Genomic DNA, 16,763 nt, shown 5'->3' on the forward strand with positions numbered 1-16,763 from the left:
ATACTTAGTACTTGATACTTGGTACTTGGTACTCAATGCTCCCCTCTTACCTTTCACTTCTCACCATCTACTTATACCTGGCTCTTTCATACTTGATACTTTGTACTTGGTTCTTGCTTCTCCAAATCTTATTTTTACACATTATTTGACCAAATCAAAAGAACATATCATGCCAGAGAATTTATTGAAAGGAAAACTCGGAATAATCACAGGAGCTTTAGATGAAAACTCCATTGCTTGGAAAGCTGCACTCAAAGCGCACGAACAAGGTGGAAGGTTTGTATTGACCAATGCACCTATCGCCATGAGAATGGGTGCCATCAAGGAATTGGCAGAGCAATGCAATACCATTGTTATCCCTGCAGACGCCACTTCTTTGGAAGATATTGAAAAACTTTATACCGAAGCCCGTGAATATTTAGGCGGCAACTTTGACTTTTTGCTTCACTCGATCGGTATGTCCCCAAATATCCGTAAAGGCCGCTCTTATGGTGACCTCAACTATGAATGGGCTGCAAAATCCTACGATGTCTCTTCGGTATCTTTTCATAAAATGATGCAGGTAGCAGAAAAAATGGACGCTATGAATGAATGGGGTTCCATCCTTGGACTTTCATACATTGCTGCGCAAAGAGTATATCCATTTTATACAGATATGGCCGATGCCAAAGCACTTTTGGAAAGTATTGCGCGAGGTTATGGCTATAGATATGGCAAACTGAAAAAAGTCAGGGTAAATACAATTTCCCAATCACCTACCAAAACTACCGCAGGAACAGGAATCGGAGGATTCGATACCTTCTACAATTTTGCGGATTCCATGTCACCCCTTGGAAATGCCTCTGCTGAGGCCTGTGCCGATTACATCATTACGATGTTCTCTGATTTGACCAAAATGGTCACCATGCAGAACCTTTTCCACGATGGTGGTTATTCCAATACTGGTATATCTGAGGATATCATGAATAAATTCATGGATCTTTGATAAATAAAAGCTCAAGAGTAATTAATTGAAAGATTGCAGAATTTTACTATCTCGAGCAATAAAGATTTATTTCCCGAATTGGGACAAAATAAAAGTAAATATGTCGATAGGGGTAAAATAAAAATAGGGCTGAATTTTATCAGCCCTTATTTTTTCATGTATTATTCTTAAATTTAAAAATGGACAAATTAATAAAGTATCAAATTATTGAAGAGATTATTATCTCAGAGGACGAGGTGATTTTAGACCAAATCAGGTCCCTATTAATGGGGGAAGATTTTTGGGATAAAACCGATGAGGTTTCCCAAAAGTCTATCATACAAGGGATCAAAGATTATGAATCAGGTAAAATCGTTCCCCATGAAGCTGTTATGGAGAAATATAGACCCAATATCAAAGAATGAAATTTCATGTATTTTGGACTAAAGAAGCTGAAGTTTCACTTGGAGAGATTATTTTGTATTTAGAAAAAGAATGGAGTGAAAAGGAAATCGTCAATTTTCTGGATAGGATAGAAAAAGTAATAGCACTTATTAAAATGTCCCCGGAATTATTTCCTTTATCACCCACTAAGGGGGTAAGAAAAGCCGTCATCAAAAAGCATTCAAGCCTTTATTATAAGATTGATAAAAATCAAATCATCATTCTCAGTATAAGAAGCAATAGCAAAGGGCCTAAAAACTTTCCTTATTAAAACTTACCCTCTCCAAAACCAACCCATTAGCCGGAACTGCAATCGAAATGGGATTTGTTTGCTCTGAAATGAAGGCATTTTTCAAGTCATCTAAACTTATTTTTCCCAGCCCCAAATCCACCAAAGCGGCCATCATGATCCTCACCTGATACCTGAGGAATCCTTTTCCTTTGACAGAAAAAGTGAAGGCACTTTCAGGGATAAGGCCAGTTCCTGCTTGAGGATGTTGGGTAATCTCTGATTCGTAAACCTCCCTGACATAATCATCTGTCACTTTATCAATGGAGCAAAATCGCCGAAAATCATGTTTCCCTATAAAAAGTAGTGCACCCATTTTCATCAATTCCAAATCAGGCGATCCTTGAAAAAATGCCAGGTTCCCTGATGCAAAAGGATGGAATTTTTCTCCAATCGCAAAGTGGTAATGATACTCCTTCCACTGCACATCCTGAATGATATTAAAGCTTAAGGGAACAGGTTCCACCTCCAAAAGCCTGATATCTGAAGGTAAGAATGAATTTAGGGTATCAAGAAGATCGGGAGATATTTCATGTTTCAAAAACAATTCAAAAGCACCACGACTGCAGGAAACTTCTGCATCAGTCCGGCTTGCTCCAAGGATGGTAAAATCTTCATGACCTAATACATACCGGAAAGCTTTCTCCAATGTACTTTGAATTGTTTTGACTCCTGGCTGTTTTTGCCAACCGTGATACCGAAGTCCAAGATATTGCAGGTAAAAAAGGTAGGTAAACGGTCGGGTTTGCATTTTGGATTAACGGGAGAATGACAAATAAAGGCATCAAGCACTCCAAATACAAAACCCTCCAAAAGTTCAAAACTTTAGGAGGGTTTTCAAATGAATCAATAGTATCGATTTTAAATATTTGCAGCCAACCAATCCCCCACTTCCGAGGTCTTGTACGCTTTTCCGCCTTCGGCAATGTCTTCTGTGACGATTCCTTCCTCCAATGATTTATTGACCACATCTGAAATCGCTTTGGCTTCATCACTCAGATCAAATGCATACTCAAACATCATCGCTGCCGACAGAATTGTCCCCAGGGGATTGGCGATGTCTTTTCCTGCAGCCTGGGGATAGGAACCATGGATCGGTTCGAAAAGCTTGTTTTCAGTTCCCAAAGAGGCAGACGGCATTAATCCCATAGAACCTGAAATCACCGATGCTTCATCAGTGAGAATATCTCCAAAAAGGTTTTCTGTGATCAACACATCGTATGCTTTTGGCCATTGGATCAATCGCATGGCGACTGCGTCAACAAATTCATATTCCACTTTGACATCAGGATATTCCGGAGCCAATTCTTGGACAGTCTCCCTCCAAAGCCTGGAAGTAGCCAAAACATTGGCTTTATCCACACAGGTCAATAATTTTCTTCTCTTTTGGGCAGCTTCGAATCCCATTCTAGCCAACCTCGTGATTTCTTCTTTGGAATAGACATTGGTGTCAAAAGCTTTGGTACCCTGTTCGTTTCTTCCACGAGGTTCACCAAAATATATCCCTCCGGTTAATTCCCTGAAGAAAACCAAATCAACACCCTCAATTCTATCTAATTTCAAAGGAGATTTATGTACCAAAGAAGGGAAAGTAAAGGTCGGACGGACATTGGCAAATAATCCCAATTTCTTTCTCATTGCCAATAATCCCTGCTCGGGCCTTACTTTGGCTTTGGGATCGTTGTCGTATTTGGGATCACCTATCGCTCCGAAAAGTACAGCATCCGCCCTCAAACAAACCTCGTGTGTGGTATCAGGATATGGATCTCCTGTAAGGTCAATCGCCGCAGCACCCACAGGTGCCTCTTCAAAATGGATGGTATGACCAAACTTTTTAGCTACAGCATTTACTACTTTGACTGCCTGAGCAATCACCTCTGGGCCGATGCCGTCACCCGGCAATAGCGCTATATTCATTTCCATAGAAATTCTTTTTATCTAGTTCTGGGTTTTCTTCAGCATGAGTTCCGGTTACCGGCTCTGTTTTTTTAATCTTTTCAATGATGTTCAGCATCTTTTCTGTGGCCTTCAAAGCAGCTACAGTCTGATCGCTGTCCAAACCTTTGGTTTTGAATATCTTTCCAAAATCCCAGGTAATGACGGTTTCTACAAAAGCATCCGTCTTTCCTCCTGGAGGTATCGTCACGCTATAATTAGTCAAAACCGGTAATTCTTTATTCAGTGATTTATAAATCTTTTTCAAGGCCTTCATGAAAGCATCGTATTGCCCATCTCCAGAAGAACCTTCTTCAAAGCTATCGCCGTTGATGTTGATCTTCAGTTGGACAGTTGGTCTCAAACCTTTTGAATGGCTGAGGTTATAACCTTCGATGAAAATATCATGAGAGATGGAGTTATTCTGCAACACATCTGAAATGATATATGGCAAGTCCTCTGTGGTTACCCTTTCCTTTTTGTCACCAAGCTCGATGATCCTTTGGGTGACTTTTGTCAGTTCGTCAGGTTCAAGAGAGATGCCTAATTCCTGCAGATTTTTGACAATATTGGCTTTTCCCGATGTCTTGCCCAAAGCATATTTTCTTTGACGGCCAAAGCGCTCTGGAAGCAAATCATTGAAATAAAGATTTTTCTTATTGTCACCATCTGCATGGATTCCGGCAGTTTGGGTAAATACATTTTCACCCACAACAGGTTTATTGGCCGGGATATGCTGACCGGAGAACTGCTCCACTAACTTACTGACGCGGTAGATTTTATTCTCTTTGACGTTCAGTTTGAAGTCAGTAAAATCTTTCAAAACAGCAATTACAGACTCCAAAGGTGCATTCCCCGCCCTTTCTCCCAATCCATTTACAGTGGTATGGATGCCGCTCACTCCGTTATATATTGCTTCCAAGACATTGGCTACTGACAAATCGTAATCATTGTGGGCATGGAAATCAAAATGGGTATCAGGGTATTCGCTTGTAATCACCTTGAGAAAATGGGATACTTCCCTTGGATTGAGCAAGCCCAAAGTATCAGGAAGCATGATTCTCCGCACCTGAAGATGCACCAATACACCGATCAAATCCATGGTATAATTCATGGAATTTCTCATGCCATTGGACCAATCTTCCAGGTAGACATTTACTGAAATGCCCATTTGACGTGCATATAGGACACTTTTTTCAATATCATTATAATGTTGCTCCGGGGTTTTCCTAAGCTGATGGGTCAGGTGATTGAGTGAGCCTTTGGTCAAAAGGTTCAGAACCTTTCCTCCAGCTTCCTTGATCCAATTGATGGAATCAGGCGTATCGACAAAACCCAATACTTCTACCCGATCAAGGTATCCTTTCTCGGCAGCCCATTGGGTAATTCTTTTGACACCTTCCATTTCCCCCTCAGAAACCCGGGCAGAAGCCACTTCTATCCTATCCACCTTCAGTTCATCCAACAATAGCTTTGCTATTTGAAGTTTTTCGGAAGGTAGAAACGCAACACCCGAGGTCTGTTCGCCATCCCTCAGGGTTGTATCCATGATTTCTATTTTCCTATGATGACCCATTTTTTTGAGTTTGGCACAAAGTATATACTCGCGCTGATGGAATTAATAATTATGAATCAATGTCGTTTAGTTAGGGTTGCTTCGATAAACTTTTCCAAGGTTCGGAATGGATGTTTTAAGATTTTCATGGTCTGGTCCCAACTTTGGAAAAGGTTTGTATAACCCAAAAGCTTATCTAAACGAAATTGAATTATGAATAATGAATCAGCTATCTGTTTTCAGCAAATGCTGCTATTTCCTCCTTGATGTTCAATAAGTAGTCGATATCATCGAAACCGTTTTTCATGTTTTCCTTTTTGTAGGAATTGATGTCAAAAGACTCCGACGCACCTGTATTGAGCAAGGTGATTTTTTGTTTGTCAATATCGATTTCAACTTCAGTCTTTGGATCAGCTTCTACAGACTTAAACAAAACTTCAGCAAATTCAGCACTGATGGTCACCGGCAAAACACCAATATTCAAACAGTTATTTTTGAAGATATCAGCAAAAAAACTCGAAACAACTGCCCTAAATCCATAATCATAAATCGCCCAAACGGCATGTTCACGACTTGAACCGGACCCGAAATTTTTTCCCGAAAGAAGAATTTTACCAGAATAAGTAGGATCATTGAGCACAAAATCCTTTTTGGGATTTCCTTCCACATCATATCTCCAATCTCTGAAAAGATTATCGCCAAAACCTTCTCTTTCGGTAGCTTTCAGAAAACGCGCAGGGATAATCTGATCAGTATCCACGTTTTCTGCAGGCAAAGGAACAATTGTGCTGGTAAGTATATTGAATTTATCGTAAGCCATTTTTTCTTTCTTTTAGGTTAAAATACTTCCCTTGGATCAGCGATTTCACCAGTAACAGCCACAGCTGCCACAGTCAATGGACTGGCCAAAAGCGTTCTCGCACCAGGTCCCTGTCTTCCCTCAAAATTCCTGTTGGAAGTTGATACCGCATATTTACCTGACGGAATCTTGTCGTCATTCATAGCAAGGCAAGCAGAACAGCCCGGTTGTCTCAATTCGAAACCGGCATCTTCCAATATTTTCACCAAACCCTCCTCATGCGCCATCTTCTCCACTTCCCTTGAACCGGGAACAATCCAAGCGGTTATGTTAGCGGCTTTTTGTTTTCCTTTGACGAAAGCGGCTACTGAGCGGATATCTTCGATGCGACCGTTTGTACAGCTTCCAACGAAAACATAATCCACTTTTTTTCCTTTGATAGGTTCACCAGGAGCAAAACCCATATATTCCAAAGATTTGAGGTAGGAGATTTTGTTGCTTCCTTCCATTCCTTCGGTTGTCGGGATGTTGCCTTTGATTTTGATACCCATTCCTGGGTTGGTACCATAAGTGATCATCGGTTCGATGTCGGCTGCATCAAAAGTATATTCTTTGTCAAAAACAGCCTCTTCGTCCGTTTTCAGCGTTTTCCAATAAGCTACTGCCTGATCCCAAGCTTCACCTTTGGGGGCATATTGTTTTCCTTTGAGATAAGCAAAAGTAGTTTCGTCCGGAGCTATCAAACCACCTCTTGCACCCATTTCAATACTCATGTTGCAGATGGTCATTCTTGCCTCCATGCTCAGTCTTCGGATAGCCATACCTGCATATTCCACAAAATAACCTGTTGCTCCTGCGGCAGAAATCTTGGCAATGATATAGAGGATGATGTCTTTGGAAGTCACTCCCCCACCCAATTCACCGTCCACAGTGATTCTCATTTTTTTGGCTTTGGTCTGCATGATGCATTGAGTCGCCAAAACCATTTCTACTTCGGAGGTTCCGATTCCAAATGCAATCGCACCAAAAGCGCCATGGGTAGATGTATGGCTATCACCGCACACGATGGTCATTCCCGGTTGGGTTATGCCCAATTCGGGTCCGATGACGTGGACAATACCGTGGTGGTCTGAACCCAAGTCATGCAATTCAATATCATATTTTTTACAGTTTTCCCTGAGTCTTTCAACCTGCATGCGGGAAAGTTTGTCCTTGATGGTTTTGTCCTGATCTACGGTAGGCACGTTGTGGTCGGGCGTTCCGACTGTCCTGTCGGGATGAAGAACGCCTATACCTCTTTTTTCTAAATTCAGAAATGCAACAGGGCTCGTCACTTCATGGATAAAATGCTTATCTATGAAAAAGACATCAGGACCATTGGGTACAGAACGCACCACATGTGAATCCCATATTTTATCGAATAATGTATTTTTTTCCATCTTAACTTACGCTACAATCACTTTTTCTTTGACAGGTATTTTGTTCAAGGCATCCACAAATGCCTGAGCCGAAGCCACTACGATATCTGTATTGGACGCAAACCCATAATAGGGTCTGTCACCCTGTATAATCCTCATATGTACTTTGGCCACATCATCGCTTCCATGTGTTATTGCTTGGATGAGGAATTCCTCCAACTCAATCTGCGGTTTTACAATGGATTCAATGGCTTTCAAAACAGCATCCACCGGCCCATTGCCTGTGGAATTTGCTACATGGCTTTTGTCTCCTACTTTCAATTCCACATTGGCTTTGATTTCACCATTTGACTGGTAGCTGACTTTCCCCAATTCAATGAATGTGGAACTGTCCATAAACTTTCCTACCAAGGACAATAAATCTTTTGTCCCGATATCTCTTTTGGAATCCGCCAAAAGCAAAAACTCTTCATATACCTCCCGCAATGGTTCGCCTTCAAGTTCTACACCCAAAGCATCCAAATGATGCTTCAAAGCAGCCCTACCACTTCTTGCAGTCAGGACAATGGTAGATTCATGAACGCCAACTTCTTTTGGATCTATGATTTCGTAATTTTCTCTGTGCTTGAGTACTCCGTCCTGATGGATGCCTGAGGAATGTGCAAATGCATTTCTCCCTACAATAGCTTTGTTGGGCTGCACTGGCATGTTCATCAATTTGGAGATCAACCTGCTCGTCCCATAGATCAATTCGGTTTTGATATTGGTATGGACAGGGATGGCATGATGGCATTTGATCGCCATGACGACTTCCTCCAAAGAGGTATTTCCTGCACGCTCACCGATTCCATTGATCGTAAGTTCAGCTTGTCTTGCACCATTCTGCACACCGGAAATGGTATTGGCCGTGGCCATTCCCAAGTCGTTGTGGCAATGTGTCGCAATGATCGCTTTGTCGATATTGGATACGTGTTCCTTTAGGTAGCGGATGATGGCACCATATTGCTCAGGGAGGCAATAACCGGTAGTATCCGGGATATTGACTACCGTTGCACCGGCTTTTATGACGGCTTCGATGATTTTTGCCAAGAAAGGCAACTCTGCCCTTCCTGCATCCTCAGCGTAAAATTCAACATCCTCGACAAAGCTTTTTGCATATTTCACCGCCCTGACACCGCGCTCGATGATGTTGTCCGGAGTAGATCTGAGCTTGAATTGGATATGGTATGGGGAAACTCCGATGCCTGTATGGATTCTTCCTTTTTTGGCATATTTCAAAGCATCCGCAGCTACTTCTATGTCTTTCTCCACTGCCCTTGAAAGGGCGCAGATGATAGGATCCGAAACTGCTTTGGAAATTTCTACTACTGAATTGAAATCTCCAGGGCTGGAAATTGGAAATCCCGCCTCGATGATGTCAACCCCAAGTTTTTCTAAAGCTTTCGCCACCACTATCTTTTCCTGGGAGTTTAATTGACATCCCGGCACCTGCTCTCCATCCCGGAGGGTAGTATCAAATATCCATAGCTTTTCACTCATAATTTTTTCAGTTATTTTCTGGTCTCAATTTCCTGACGGTAGCGCCTGCCTGCCACATTTCAGAATCTCTCAATTCTTTCAATTCCACTTCTAACTTTTCTCTGTAGTCAGGCTTACTGTTGGAATCAATTGATTTTTGGGCTTCTTTTCCGGATTTTACACTGCTATACAATTCTTCAAAAACAGGCTTGGTAGCATCTCTGAAAGGTTTCCACCAATCCAAGGCACCTCTCTGAGCAGTCGTGGAGCAATTGGCATACATCCAATCCATTCCGTTTTCGGCTACCAAAGGCATCAAGCTTTGAGTCAATTCTTCCACTGTTTCATTGAATGCCTCAGAAGGGGTATGTCCATTTGCTCTCAACACTTCGTATTGCGCAGCAAATATCCCTTGGATCGCTCCCATCAAAGTGCCTCTTTCGCCAGTCAAGTCAGAGGTTACTTCTCTATAAAAATCTGTTTCGAACAGGTATCCTGAGCCTACCCCGATTCCCAAAGCAACTACCCTGTCTTTGGCTTTGCCTGTTCCGTCCTGGAAGATGGCATAGGATGAGTTCAATCCACGACCTTCGACAAACATTCTTCTCAAGGAAGTTCCTGAACCTTTTGGAGCAACCAAAATCACATCTACGTCAGCTGGTGGAATGATGCCTGTTTTTTCTTTATAGGTAATTCCAAAACCGTGGGAGAAATACAATGCTTTTCCCGGAGTTAGGTGTTTTTTAACCATTGGCCAAAGTGCAATCTGTCCGGCATCAGAAAGAAGAAATTGAATGATGGTGCCTTTTTCGCAAGCTTCTTCCAATTCAAATAAGGTCTCACCCGGAACCCAGCCGTCAGCGATTGCTTTGTCCCATGTTTTGGATTCTTTCCTTTGACCAATGATGACGTTGAAGCCGTTGTCTCTAAGGTTAAGTGCTTGACCGGGGCCCTGCACACCATATCCCAATACCGCAATGGTTTCATTCTTCAATACTTCTCTAGCTTTCTCCAAAGGAAATTCCTCTCTGGTGACTACGTTTTCTTCTACTGATCCGAATTTCAGTTTCATAGTGTGATAAATTAGGTTTTATTATTTAAATAATCTGTGATGGAAAATTTTGGTTTGGCGATTGCAACCCTACCTGACCGGGAAAATTCCAACAGGTTGAATGGTTTTAGAATTTCAAGCAATGCCTGGGTATCTTCTTTGTGTCCGGTAAATTCCAAGACCACAAATTCCTTTTCTGCCGCAATGATGTGGGCATTGAATTGCCTGATGACTTTCTCCAGACTCGGATCCAAACTCTCGATCGGAATTTTGTAAAGGGCGATTTCCTGATAGACTACTTCATCATCCATGAAATAATATACCTTGATCACATCCACTACTTTTTCGATCTGTTTTGAAAGCTGGATAATCTGCTCATCGGTGACCGTAACCTCAATGGTTATTTTATGGATCCCATCGAGACGGCTTTCTGAAGCTGTCAAAGCGTCAATATTGATCCCCCTTCTTGTGAAAATGATCGTGATGCGGTTAAGTATCCCGATAAAGTTTTCTGTATATACTAATATGGTATAACGATTCATAAATTCAGTTTCATTCCTAGCTTAACCTTACCTCTTCCACCGAACAACCGGTAGCAATCATCGGGAACACATTGTCTTCTTTCTCGACGACAACCTCAAGGAAAAACGGCCCTTCGTGCAAAATCATTTGGGCTACTGCTTCTTTCAACTCGTGGCGCTCGGTTACTTTTACCGCTTTGAGTTTGTATGCTTCCGCAATTTTTACAAAATCGGGATTTTCAAGTTCTGTAAATGAATATCTTTTATCAAAGAAAAGCTGTTGCCATTGCCTCACCATCCCAAGATAATTATTGTTGAGCAAGACCACTTTGACAGGGGCTTTGGTCTGCATGATGGTTCCAAATTCTTGGATAGTCATCTGAATCCCGCCATCTCCCACAACACAGATTACTTGCCTTTTGAAATCATGCAATTGTGCACCCAAAGCCGCAGGAAGGGCAAATCCCATCGTACCAAGACCACCGGAAGTGACTTGGGTCCTTGATTCTTTGTAATGAAAATACCGCCAGGAAATCATTTGATGCTGACCTACGTCCGTCACCAATATGGCGTTTTCATCCTTGAATTGATTGATTAGTTGAATCACTTCGCCCATATGCAATCCTCCATGGGTAGATTCTAAGTCATAAGACATGACAGCAGCCTTTTCCTCTTTGTCCAATTCCCTGAATTTTTGAAACCATTCGTGGTGGGTATTGGAATTGACAGCATCGGTCAATAAAGGCAAACTTGTCTTGCAATCCCCCAAAACAGGGACTGCGCATTTTACATTTTTATCGATTTCTGAAGGATCCAATTCCAAATGGACAACCTGCGCTTGCTTGGCATATCGTTTCAAATCTCCTGTAACCCTGTCATCAAACCGCATTCCGATGGCAATCAGTACATCGCATTGGTTGGTCAGAAGATTGGGTGCATAGTTGCCGTGCATCCCAAGTTTGCCTACATAGGAAGGGTGATCTTGGGAAAGTGCGCCAGAACCTAGAAGTGTGGAAGCGGCAGGTATCCCTGATTTATCCAAAAATCTTTTCAATTCCTCCTCTGCATTGGCAAGGATTACACCTTGTCCGTAGAGCACATAAGGTCTTTTTGCATCATTGATCAATTGGGCTGCTGCAGCAATGGCCGTTGGATTGATGGTGACATAAGGCCTGAAGGATCTTATTCCTAAACAAGGCTGATAGAGGAATTCTCCAAATTCAACTTGTGCATTTTTTGTTATATCTACCAATACCGGACCCGGTCTTCCGGTTTTTGCAATAAAAAAAGCCTTGGCAATCGCCGGAGCTATATCCTCTACCCTTCTTACCTGAATATTCCATTTGGTACCCGGCATGGAAAGACCGATTACGTCCGTTTCCTGAAAAGCATCTGATCCCAAAAGATGGGCAGCTACCTGACCTGTAATGCAGACTAAAGGAGTACTATCAATCTGTGCATCCGCAAGACCCGTGATCAGGTTGGTGGCACCGGGACCTGAAGTAGCGAGTACTACCCCGACATTTCCGGAAACCCTCGCATAACCTTGAGCTGCATGGATTGCACCCTGCTCATGACGGGTCAGCACATGCTTGATCTGATCACTGTAATCATACAATGCATCATACACGGGCATGATTGCTCCGCCAGGATAACCGAAGATGAATTCTGCATTTTCGGCGATCAAGGATCTCACTACGATGTCTGCTCCTCTAACCATAGAATTGGATGATTTAATTTACTTATCTGTCACACATCCTTCCGAAGCGGAGGACACGAGTTTGTTGTATTTCTTGAGTGTTCCTTGGAGGTCACTCAAATCTTTATTTTTCCAATGCTTCTTCCTCTCTGCCATTTCGGCATCACTTACCGCACAACTCAAAGTCAGAGAGTCAGCATCGATGGTGATGATATCCCCGTTTTGGAGCAGACCGATTGGTCCACCTGAATAAGCCTCCGGGGTGACGTGACCAACAACAAATCCGTGGGTTCCACCAGAGAATCTGCCATCTGTGATCAAAGCAACATCCGAACCCAATCCGGCACCAATAATCATAGAGGTTGGTTTCAGCATCTCAGGCATTCCCGGACCGCCTTTGGGTCCGATGTATCTGATAACGATGACTTCTCCTTTATTCACCAATTTATTTTTGATCCCCTCATTTGCTTCCAATTCAGAATCAAAAACACGGGCAGGACCTGTAAAGGATTTGCCTTCTTTTCCCGTGATTTTGGCTACAGAACCTTCAGGGGCAAGATTGCCTTTCAGGATGCAGAGATGTCCTGTTTCTTTCAGTGGCGTTTCCAAAGGATGGATGACATTGACCATCGATGGGACCACAGGATTAATATCTGCAAGATTTTCAGCAAGGGTTTTTCCTGTGACTGTCATACAGTCTCCATGAAGCATGCCGTTGTTCAGCAGGTATTTCATAAAAGCAGGAAGTCCACCCTGCTCAAAAAGATCTTCCATGAGGAATTTCCCAGAAGGCTTGAAATCACCCAACAATGGAGTCTCATGATTTACTCTTGCGAAGTCTGCAAGCGTAAAATCCACTCCTGCAGTTTTGGCAATGGCTAAGATGTGAAGCACCGCATTGGTACTTCCTCCAAGTGCCACTGCTACACGGACTGCGTTTTCAAGACTTTTCTTGGTGACGATATCCTTTGGCTTGATATCTTTTTCCAAAAGGATGGTGATATATTTGGAAATATCCCTGCACTCAGTCATTTTTTCATCTGCTGTGGCTGGAGTCGAGGAGCTGTAGGGCAATGACATTCCCATGGCTTCAATGGCTGAAGACATGGTATTGGCAGTGTACATCCCACCGCAGGCACCGGCACCCGGACATGCATTCTCAATTACACCTTGATAATCAAGATCACTGAGCTCGCCTTTCACCCTTTTGCCGTAAGCTTCAAAAGCCGAAACGATATTCAGTTTTTCTCCTTTATAATTTCCCGACCGGATAGTTCCCCCATAGACCATGATAGATGGCCTGTTGATCCTTAACATCCCCATGATCGCCCCGGGCATATTCTTGTCACATCCAGCTACTGCGACGCAGGCGTCAAATGAATGACCAAGAATAAAGGACTCAATGGAATCTGCAATGATCTCTCTTGACACCAAAGAATACCGCATTCCGGAGGTTCCCATAGAAATTCCATCAGAAATCCCGATGGTATTAAAAACCAAACCGGTCAGACCATGAGCTCTTGTAGCTTCCTTGATCAGACCGGCAAAGTCATTGAGGTGCATATTGCAGGGGTTACTTTCATAGCCACAACTAGCTATGCCTACAAAGGGCTGGTTCATCTGTTTATCAGACATTCCCGTGGCATACAGCATGGCTTTACCTGCGGGATGTTCTTCATTCTGACTGATTTCCCAACTGTGTTTTTTCAAACTCATGGTTACTTCAGGTTGGATTAATAGGTTTATAAAAAAAGTGCCCCATCATCTGAGGCACTTAACATTATATGGTTGTTGGTCAAATATGTCAGATGCCTCAGTGATTATTACAAATGAGAATAATAAAGCTTAGAGGAGTGACTATTTGCAACATGTGGTATGATTCTTTTTTGTTTGGCTAACGTAGTACAATATTAAACCTCTATTTCGAGAGATACAATATTTAATTTCATTTTTTATGGCAAACATATATTGATAATGAATTAAAAAGATTTAAATATAATAGTTTATTTTGCAAAATGAGCGATTGGAAAACTTTTACCTATCTTAACCTCATAATTATTCACAAATCAAAAGAATGTATTGATTTCGCATATTTTTAACCAAAAGCTATTTTTTTTGGATTTTCTTCAAAAGAAAAATAACCATGTATCAAATTCAACAATGGATATGAATAAATACCATTTAACATTCAAATCTCACAAAAAGTATATCAAAATTAATTTAGACACTTCTTTCTGTGAAATACTCAATTTTAAAAATCCAAATATCCCAAAGGACCTCAATCCTTCAAATTCAATTTTATATCCTAATTTCAACATCTAAATTCGATTCATTAAAACCTATTTTCAAAAATGATTTCATTCCCAAATGCCAAGATCAACTTAGGACTTCACATCACTGCCAAGAGGAAAGACGGCTATCATGACATCGAAACCTGCATGGTCCCCATTCCGCTGCATGATGCCTTGGAAATGATCCTGTCAAATAAAACGGTGTTTGATACTTCCGGACTTTCTATTCCAGGTGAGGAAAAAGACAACCTTATCTTGAAAGCCTTCAAATTATTGAGGAAAGATTTCAATGACCTACCCAATGTCCATATCCATTTGCACAAAAACATCCCCATGGGTGCGGGTTTGGGGGGAGGTTCTGCTGATGCGGCTTTTGCGCTGACACTGATGAACAACCTCTTTGACCTCCATCTGGAAAACTGGTTTTTGGAAGACTATGCGGCCCAACTTGGAAGTGACTGCGCTTTTTTTATCGACAATGCCCCAAAAATCGCCACAGGACGAGGTGAAATCATGGAACCTGTGGAAGTAGACCTCAAAGGAAACCACCTATTGCTCGTCAAGCCTCCCATCCATATTGGCACCAAAGAAGCCTATGCCGGAGTAAGTCCCAAAAAACCGGAAAAAGACCTCACCCAAATCCTGAAGGACCAAACACTTTGGAAAACCGAGCTGCAAAATGATTTTGAGAAAAGTATCTTTCCGCAATATCCAGAATTGGCGGCTATCAAAAAATCCCTGTACGACATGGGGGCCTACTACGCCGCGATGTCCGGTTCAGGTTCAACTGTGTTTGGTTTGTTTGACCACAAACCTGAGGTTAAAGAATGGAACAAGGAATATTTTGTTTTTGAAGGGGTGATGTAAATAGAAATAGGATTTTTTGACGACTTTGGCTTGTCTCTAATGCCAAATTGCAAAAACCACATAAATTCAAAAAAGAAAGTCAGTGAGACACTGACTTTAGGGCATTTCAATTCCCCACAAACTCTCTGAAATTACCCCTGTTTACCAAAAGGTTATTGCTGTTGTATCCTACTGTAAAGGTTTTGGGGAAAGTTACATTTCTCTTGGGATTCCATTTGAATTCATAGGCTGTTAATTTACCTGCCAATTCTTCCACATAATCGATTTCTTGCTGTTGCTTAGTTCGCCAAAAATAGCTTCGTGCCAAACTCTGGTAGTAGGAATTTCGCTTAACACGTTCACTGACCAAAAAATTTTCCCAAAGATCACCCACATCTTGCCTTATGGCCAAAGGTGTGAAGTCTCTAATAATTGCATTTCGAATACCATTGTCGTAAAAATAAATTTTTCTAGCCGTCTTAATTTCTGTCCTCAGGTTATAACTGTAAGAAGAAAGGCCAAACACTACAAAGGCCTTTTCAAGAACTTCAATATAAGAAGCCACTGTTTTGGGATCGGCCCCGACGGTTTCAGCCACCTCTTTGAATTTCACCTCATGGCCAACTTGATAAGCCAAAGCTTTTAAAATATCCTGTATCAACTTAGGCTTTTTCAAATTTCCATACATCATTACATCTTTGTACAGGTAACTCTCCGCCAACTCAATTAAAACCTTCTCTTCTTGGCTTGTTTGGTTGATGACGTCAGGGTAAAACCCATAAATCAACCTGTTTTCCAAGCTTTGCTCGGACTTCAAAAATCCCACTTCCTTTTCATACTCAGCCCAAGAAATGGGCCATAAATTAAAGGTCCATTTCCTTCCGGTAAGGGGTTCTTGGATCTGTTGGTTGAGTTCAAATGAAGAAGAACCGCTGATCAAAAGCTGTACTTCCTTGAATTGATCTACGAGTATTTTTGCTTTTATCCCAATTTTATTGATTCGTTGCGCCTCATCTATATATACAATCTGATTGTCTGCAATCAGACTCCTTAAAGTCTCAGTATTGGCATTTTCCAAAATCCCTACGACCGTAGGATCATCTCCGTCAAGATATAAATGCTTTTCCTTTCTGTTATCCAATATTGCTCTGAGCAAAGTTGTCTTGCCAACTTGTCTTGGACCAAGCAATAAAATTGCTTTCCCTGAAAAGAATTTTTCTTCAATAGAGGCTTTGATGATTCGGTTAAATTTCATTGGGTTTGAAATTATCTTATTACAAAGATATAACTTTAAATGATTAAATTCCCGTAAAGTTATAACTTTAAAGGATTGCATTCCCGTAAAGTCATGATTTTAAAGGATTACATTCCCGTAAAGTCATAAATTTGTACTTTAAAAATCACGGCGACCTTTGGAAAATCTCCCCGTTTTG

Annotated in this window: 15 protein-coding genes; 4 read left to right on the plus strand and 11 right to left on the minus strand. The window is 41.7% G+C overall.

Annotation, left to right across the window (positions count from 1 at the left end; translation table 11 throughout):
- Positions 1–169: 169 nt before the first annotated feature.
- The 3 genes from M3O96_RS02020 to M3O96_RS02030 all read left to right on the plus strand — a co-directional run bounded on the left by M3O96_RS02020 (position 170) and on the right by M3O96_RS02030 (position 1,679).
- Positions 170–985: an enoyl-ACP reductase FabI gene (locus M3O96_RS02020; RefSeq protein ID WP_249718288.1), complete on the plus strand. Its 816-nt coding sequence runs from the start codon at positions 170–172 to the stop codon at positions 983–985.
- Between the two features lie 179 nt (positions 986–1,164).
- Positions 1,165–1,389, plus strand: a complete 225-nt coding sequence (locus M3O96_RS02025; protein ID WP_249718290.1) for a hypothetical protein — start codon at positions 1,165–1,167, stop codon at positions 1,387–1,389.
- Positions 1,386–1,679: a type II toxin-antitoxin system RelE/ParE family toxin gene (locus tag M3O96_RS02030; protein ID WP_249718292.1), complete on the plus strand. Its 294-nt coding sequence runs from the start codon at positions 1,386–1,388 to the stop codon at positions 1,677–1,679. The genes M3O96_RS02025 and M3O96_RS02030 overlap by 4 nt, the downstream gene beginning before the upstream one ends.
- Here the strand turns inward: M3O96_RS02030 and truA are convergent.
- The 10 genes from truA to ilvD form a co-directional block, all read right to left on the minus strand.
- On the minus strand, positions 1,660–2,448 hold the full coding sequence (truA, locus tag M3O96_RS02035; RefSeq protein ID WP_249718294.1) for a tRNA pseudouridine(38-40) synthase TruA: 789 nt from the start codon (positions 2,446–2,448) through the stop codon (positions 1,660–1,662). The two genes, M3O96_RS02030 and truA, sit on opposite strands and share 20 nt — an antisense overlap.
- A 110-nt stretch (positions 2,449–2,558) precedes the next feature.
- A complete protein-coding gene (gene leuB, locus M3O96_RS02040) occupies positions 2,559–3,620 on the minus strand; it encodes a 3-isopropylmalate dehydrogenase (protein WP_249718296.1) in 1,062 nt (353 codons plus the stop codon).
- On the minus strand, positions 3,589–5,208 hold the full coding sequence (locus tag M3O96_RS02045) for a hydroxymethylglutaryl-CoA lyase-like TIM-barrel protein (protein ID WP_249718298.1): 1,620 nt from the start codon (positions 5,206–5,208) through the stop codon (positions 3,589–3,591). The genes leuB and M3O96_RS02045 overlap by 32 nt, the downstream gene beginning before the upstream one ends.
- A gap of 208 nt (positions 5,209–5,416) precedes the next feature.
- Positions 5,417–6,007, minus strand: coding sequence for a 3-isopropylmalate dehydratase small subunit (leuD, locus tag M3O96_RS02050; protein WP_249718300.1), 591 nt, complete (start codon positions 6,005–6,007; stop codon positions 5,417–5,419).
- 17 nt (positions 6,008–6,024) lie between these two features.
- The gene (leuC, locus tag M3O96_RS02055; protein ID WP_249718301.1) at positions 6,025–7,425 is read right to left on the minus strand and encodes a 3-isopropylmalate dehydratase large subunit; all 1,401 of its coding nucleotides are present in this window, start codon (positions 7,423–7,425) and stop codon (positions 6,025–6,027) included.
- 6 nt (positions 7,426–7,431) lie between these two features.
- Positions 7,432–8,943 carry a 2-isopropylmalate synthase gene (locus tag M3O96_RS02060; RefSeq protein ID WP_249718303.1) on the minus strand — a complete coding sequence of 504 codons (1,512 nt, stop codon included), beginning with the start codon at positions 8,941–8,943 and terminating at the stop codon, positions 7,432–7,434.
- Between the two features lie 7 nt (positions 8,944–8,950).
- Positions 8,951–9,994 (minus strand): ketol-acid reductoisomerase, encoded by a 1,044-nt coding sequence (ilvC, locus tag M3O96_RS02065; RefSeq protein ID WP_249718305.1) that lies wholly within the window; start codon positions 9,992–9,994, stop codon positions 8,951–8,953.
- A gap of 11 nt (positions 9,995–10,005) precedes the next feature.
- On the minus strand, positions 10,006–10,515 hold the full coding sequence (gene ilvN, locus M3O96_RS02070) for an acetolactate synthase small subunit (RefSeq protein WP_249718307.1): 510 nt from the start codon (positions 10,513–10,515) through the stop codon (positions 10,006–10,008).
- A 16-nt stretch (positions 10,516–10,531) separates the two neighbouring features.
- Positions 10,532–12,214, minus strand: coding sequence for a biosynthetic-type acetolactate synthase large subunit (ilvB, locus tag M3O96_RS02075; protein ID WP_249718309.1), 1,683 nt, complete (start codon positions 12,212–12,214; stop codon positions 10,532–10,534).
- A gap of 18 nt (positions 12,215–12,232) precedes the next feature.
- Complete coding sequence (gene ilvD / locus M3O96_RS02080; RefSeq protein WP_249718311.1) at positions 12,233–13,909, minus strand: dihydroxy-acid dehydratase; 1,677 nt, start codon at positions 13,907–13,909, stop codon at positions 12,233–12,235.
- Between the two features lie 635 nt (positions 13,910–14,544).
- Here ilvD and ispE point away from each other — a divergent pair.
- Entirely contained in the window at positions 14,545–15,351 is an 807-nt protein-coding gene (ispE, locus tag M3O96_RS02085; RefSeq protein WP_249718313.1) for a 4-(cytidine 5'-diphospho)-2-C-methyl-D-erythritol kinase, read from the plus strand.
- Positions 15,352–15,457: 106 nt separating this feature from the next.
- Here ispE and M3O96_RS02090 read toward each other — a convergent pair whose 3' ends face one another.
- Complete coding sequence (locus M3O96_RS02090) at positions 15,458–16,585, minus strand: ATP-binding protein (protein WP_249718315.1); 1,128 nt, start codon at positions 16,583–16,585, stop codon at positions 15,458–15,460.
- Positions 16,586–16,763 lie beyond the last annotated feature (178 nt).

This window comes from Aquiflexum sp. TKW24L (assembly GCF_023502205.1).
In the GTDB taxonomy this organism is placed as follows: domain Bacteria; phylum Bacteroidota; class Bacteroidia; order Cytophagales; family Cyclobacteriaceae; genus Cognataquiflexum.

What these genes read in the sequence shown, in the direction of transcription:
- truA (WP_249718294.1), bottom strand. Translation starts at nt 2,448, where the DNA reads ATGCAAACCCGACCGTTTACCTACCTTTTTTACCTGCAATATCTTGGA.
- ispE (WP_249718313.1), top strand. Translation starts at nt 14,545, where the DNA reads ATGATTTCATTCCCAAATGCCAAGATCAACTTAGGACTTCACATCACT.
- ilvC (WP_249718305.1), bottom strand. Translation starts at nt 9,994, where the DNA reads ATGAAACTGAAATTCGGATCAGTAGAAGAAAACGTAGTCACCAGAGAG.
- M3O96_RS02030 (WP_249718292.1), top strand. Translation starts at nt 1,386, where the DNA reads ATGAAATTTCATGTATTTTGGACTAAAGAAGCTGAAGTTTCACTTGGA.
- ilvD (WP_249718311.1), bottom strand. Translation starts at nt 13,909, where the DNA reads ATGAGTTTGAAAAAACACAGTTGGGAAATCAGTCAGAATGAAGAACAT.
- leuD (WP_249718300.1), bottom strand. Translation starts at nt 6,007, where the DNA reads ATGGCTTACGATAAATTCAATATACTTACCAGCACAATTGTTCCTTTG.
- M3O96_RS02045 (WP_249718298.1), bottom strand. Translation starts at nt 5,208, where the DNA reads ATGGGTCATCATAGGAAAATAGAAATCATGGATACAACCCTGAGGGAT.
- M3O96_RS02090 (WP_249718315.1), bottom strand. Translation starts at nt 16,585, where the DNA reads ATGAAATTTAACCGAATCATCAAAGCCTCTATTGAAGAAAAATTCTTT.
- M3O96_RS02025 (WP_249718290.1), top strand. Translation starts at nt 1,165, where the DNA reads ATGGACAAATTAATAAAGTATCAAATTATTGAAGAGATTATTATCTCA.
- M3O96_RS02020 (WP_249718288.1), top strand. Translation starts at nt 170, where the DNA reads ATGCCAGAGAATTTATTGAAAGGAAAACTCGGAATAATCACAGGAGCT.
- M3O96_RS02060 (WP_249718303.1), bottom strand. Translation starts at nt 8,943, where the DNA reads ATGAGTGAAAAGCTATGGATATTTGATACTACCCTCCGGGATGGAGAG.
- leuC (WP_249718301.1), bottom strand. Translation starts at nt 7,425, where the DNA reads ATGGAAAAAAATACATTATTCGATAAAATATGGGATTCACATGTGGTG.
- ilvB (WP_249718309.1), bottom strand. Translation starts at nt 12,214, where the DNA reads ATGGTTAGAGGAGCAGACATCGTAGTGAGATCCTTGATCGCCGAAAAT.
- ilvN (WP_249718307.1), bottom strand. Translation starts at nt 10,515, where the DNA reads ATGAATCGTTATACCATATTAGTATATACAGAAAACTTTATCGGGATA.
- leuB (WP_249718296.1), bottom strand. Translation starts at nt 3,620, where the DNA reads ATGGAAATGAATATAGCGCTATTGCCGGGTGACGGCATCGGCCCAGAG.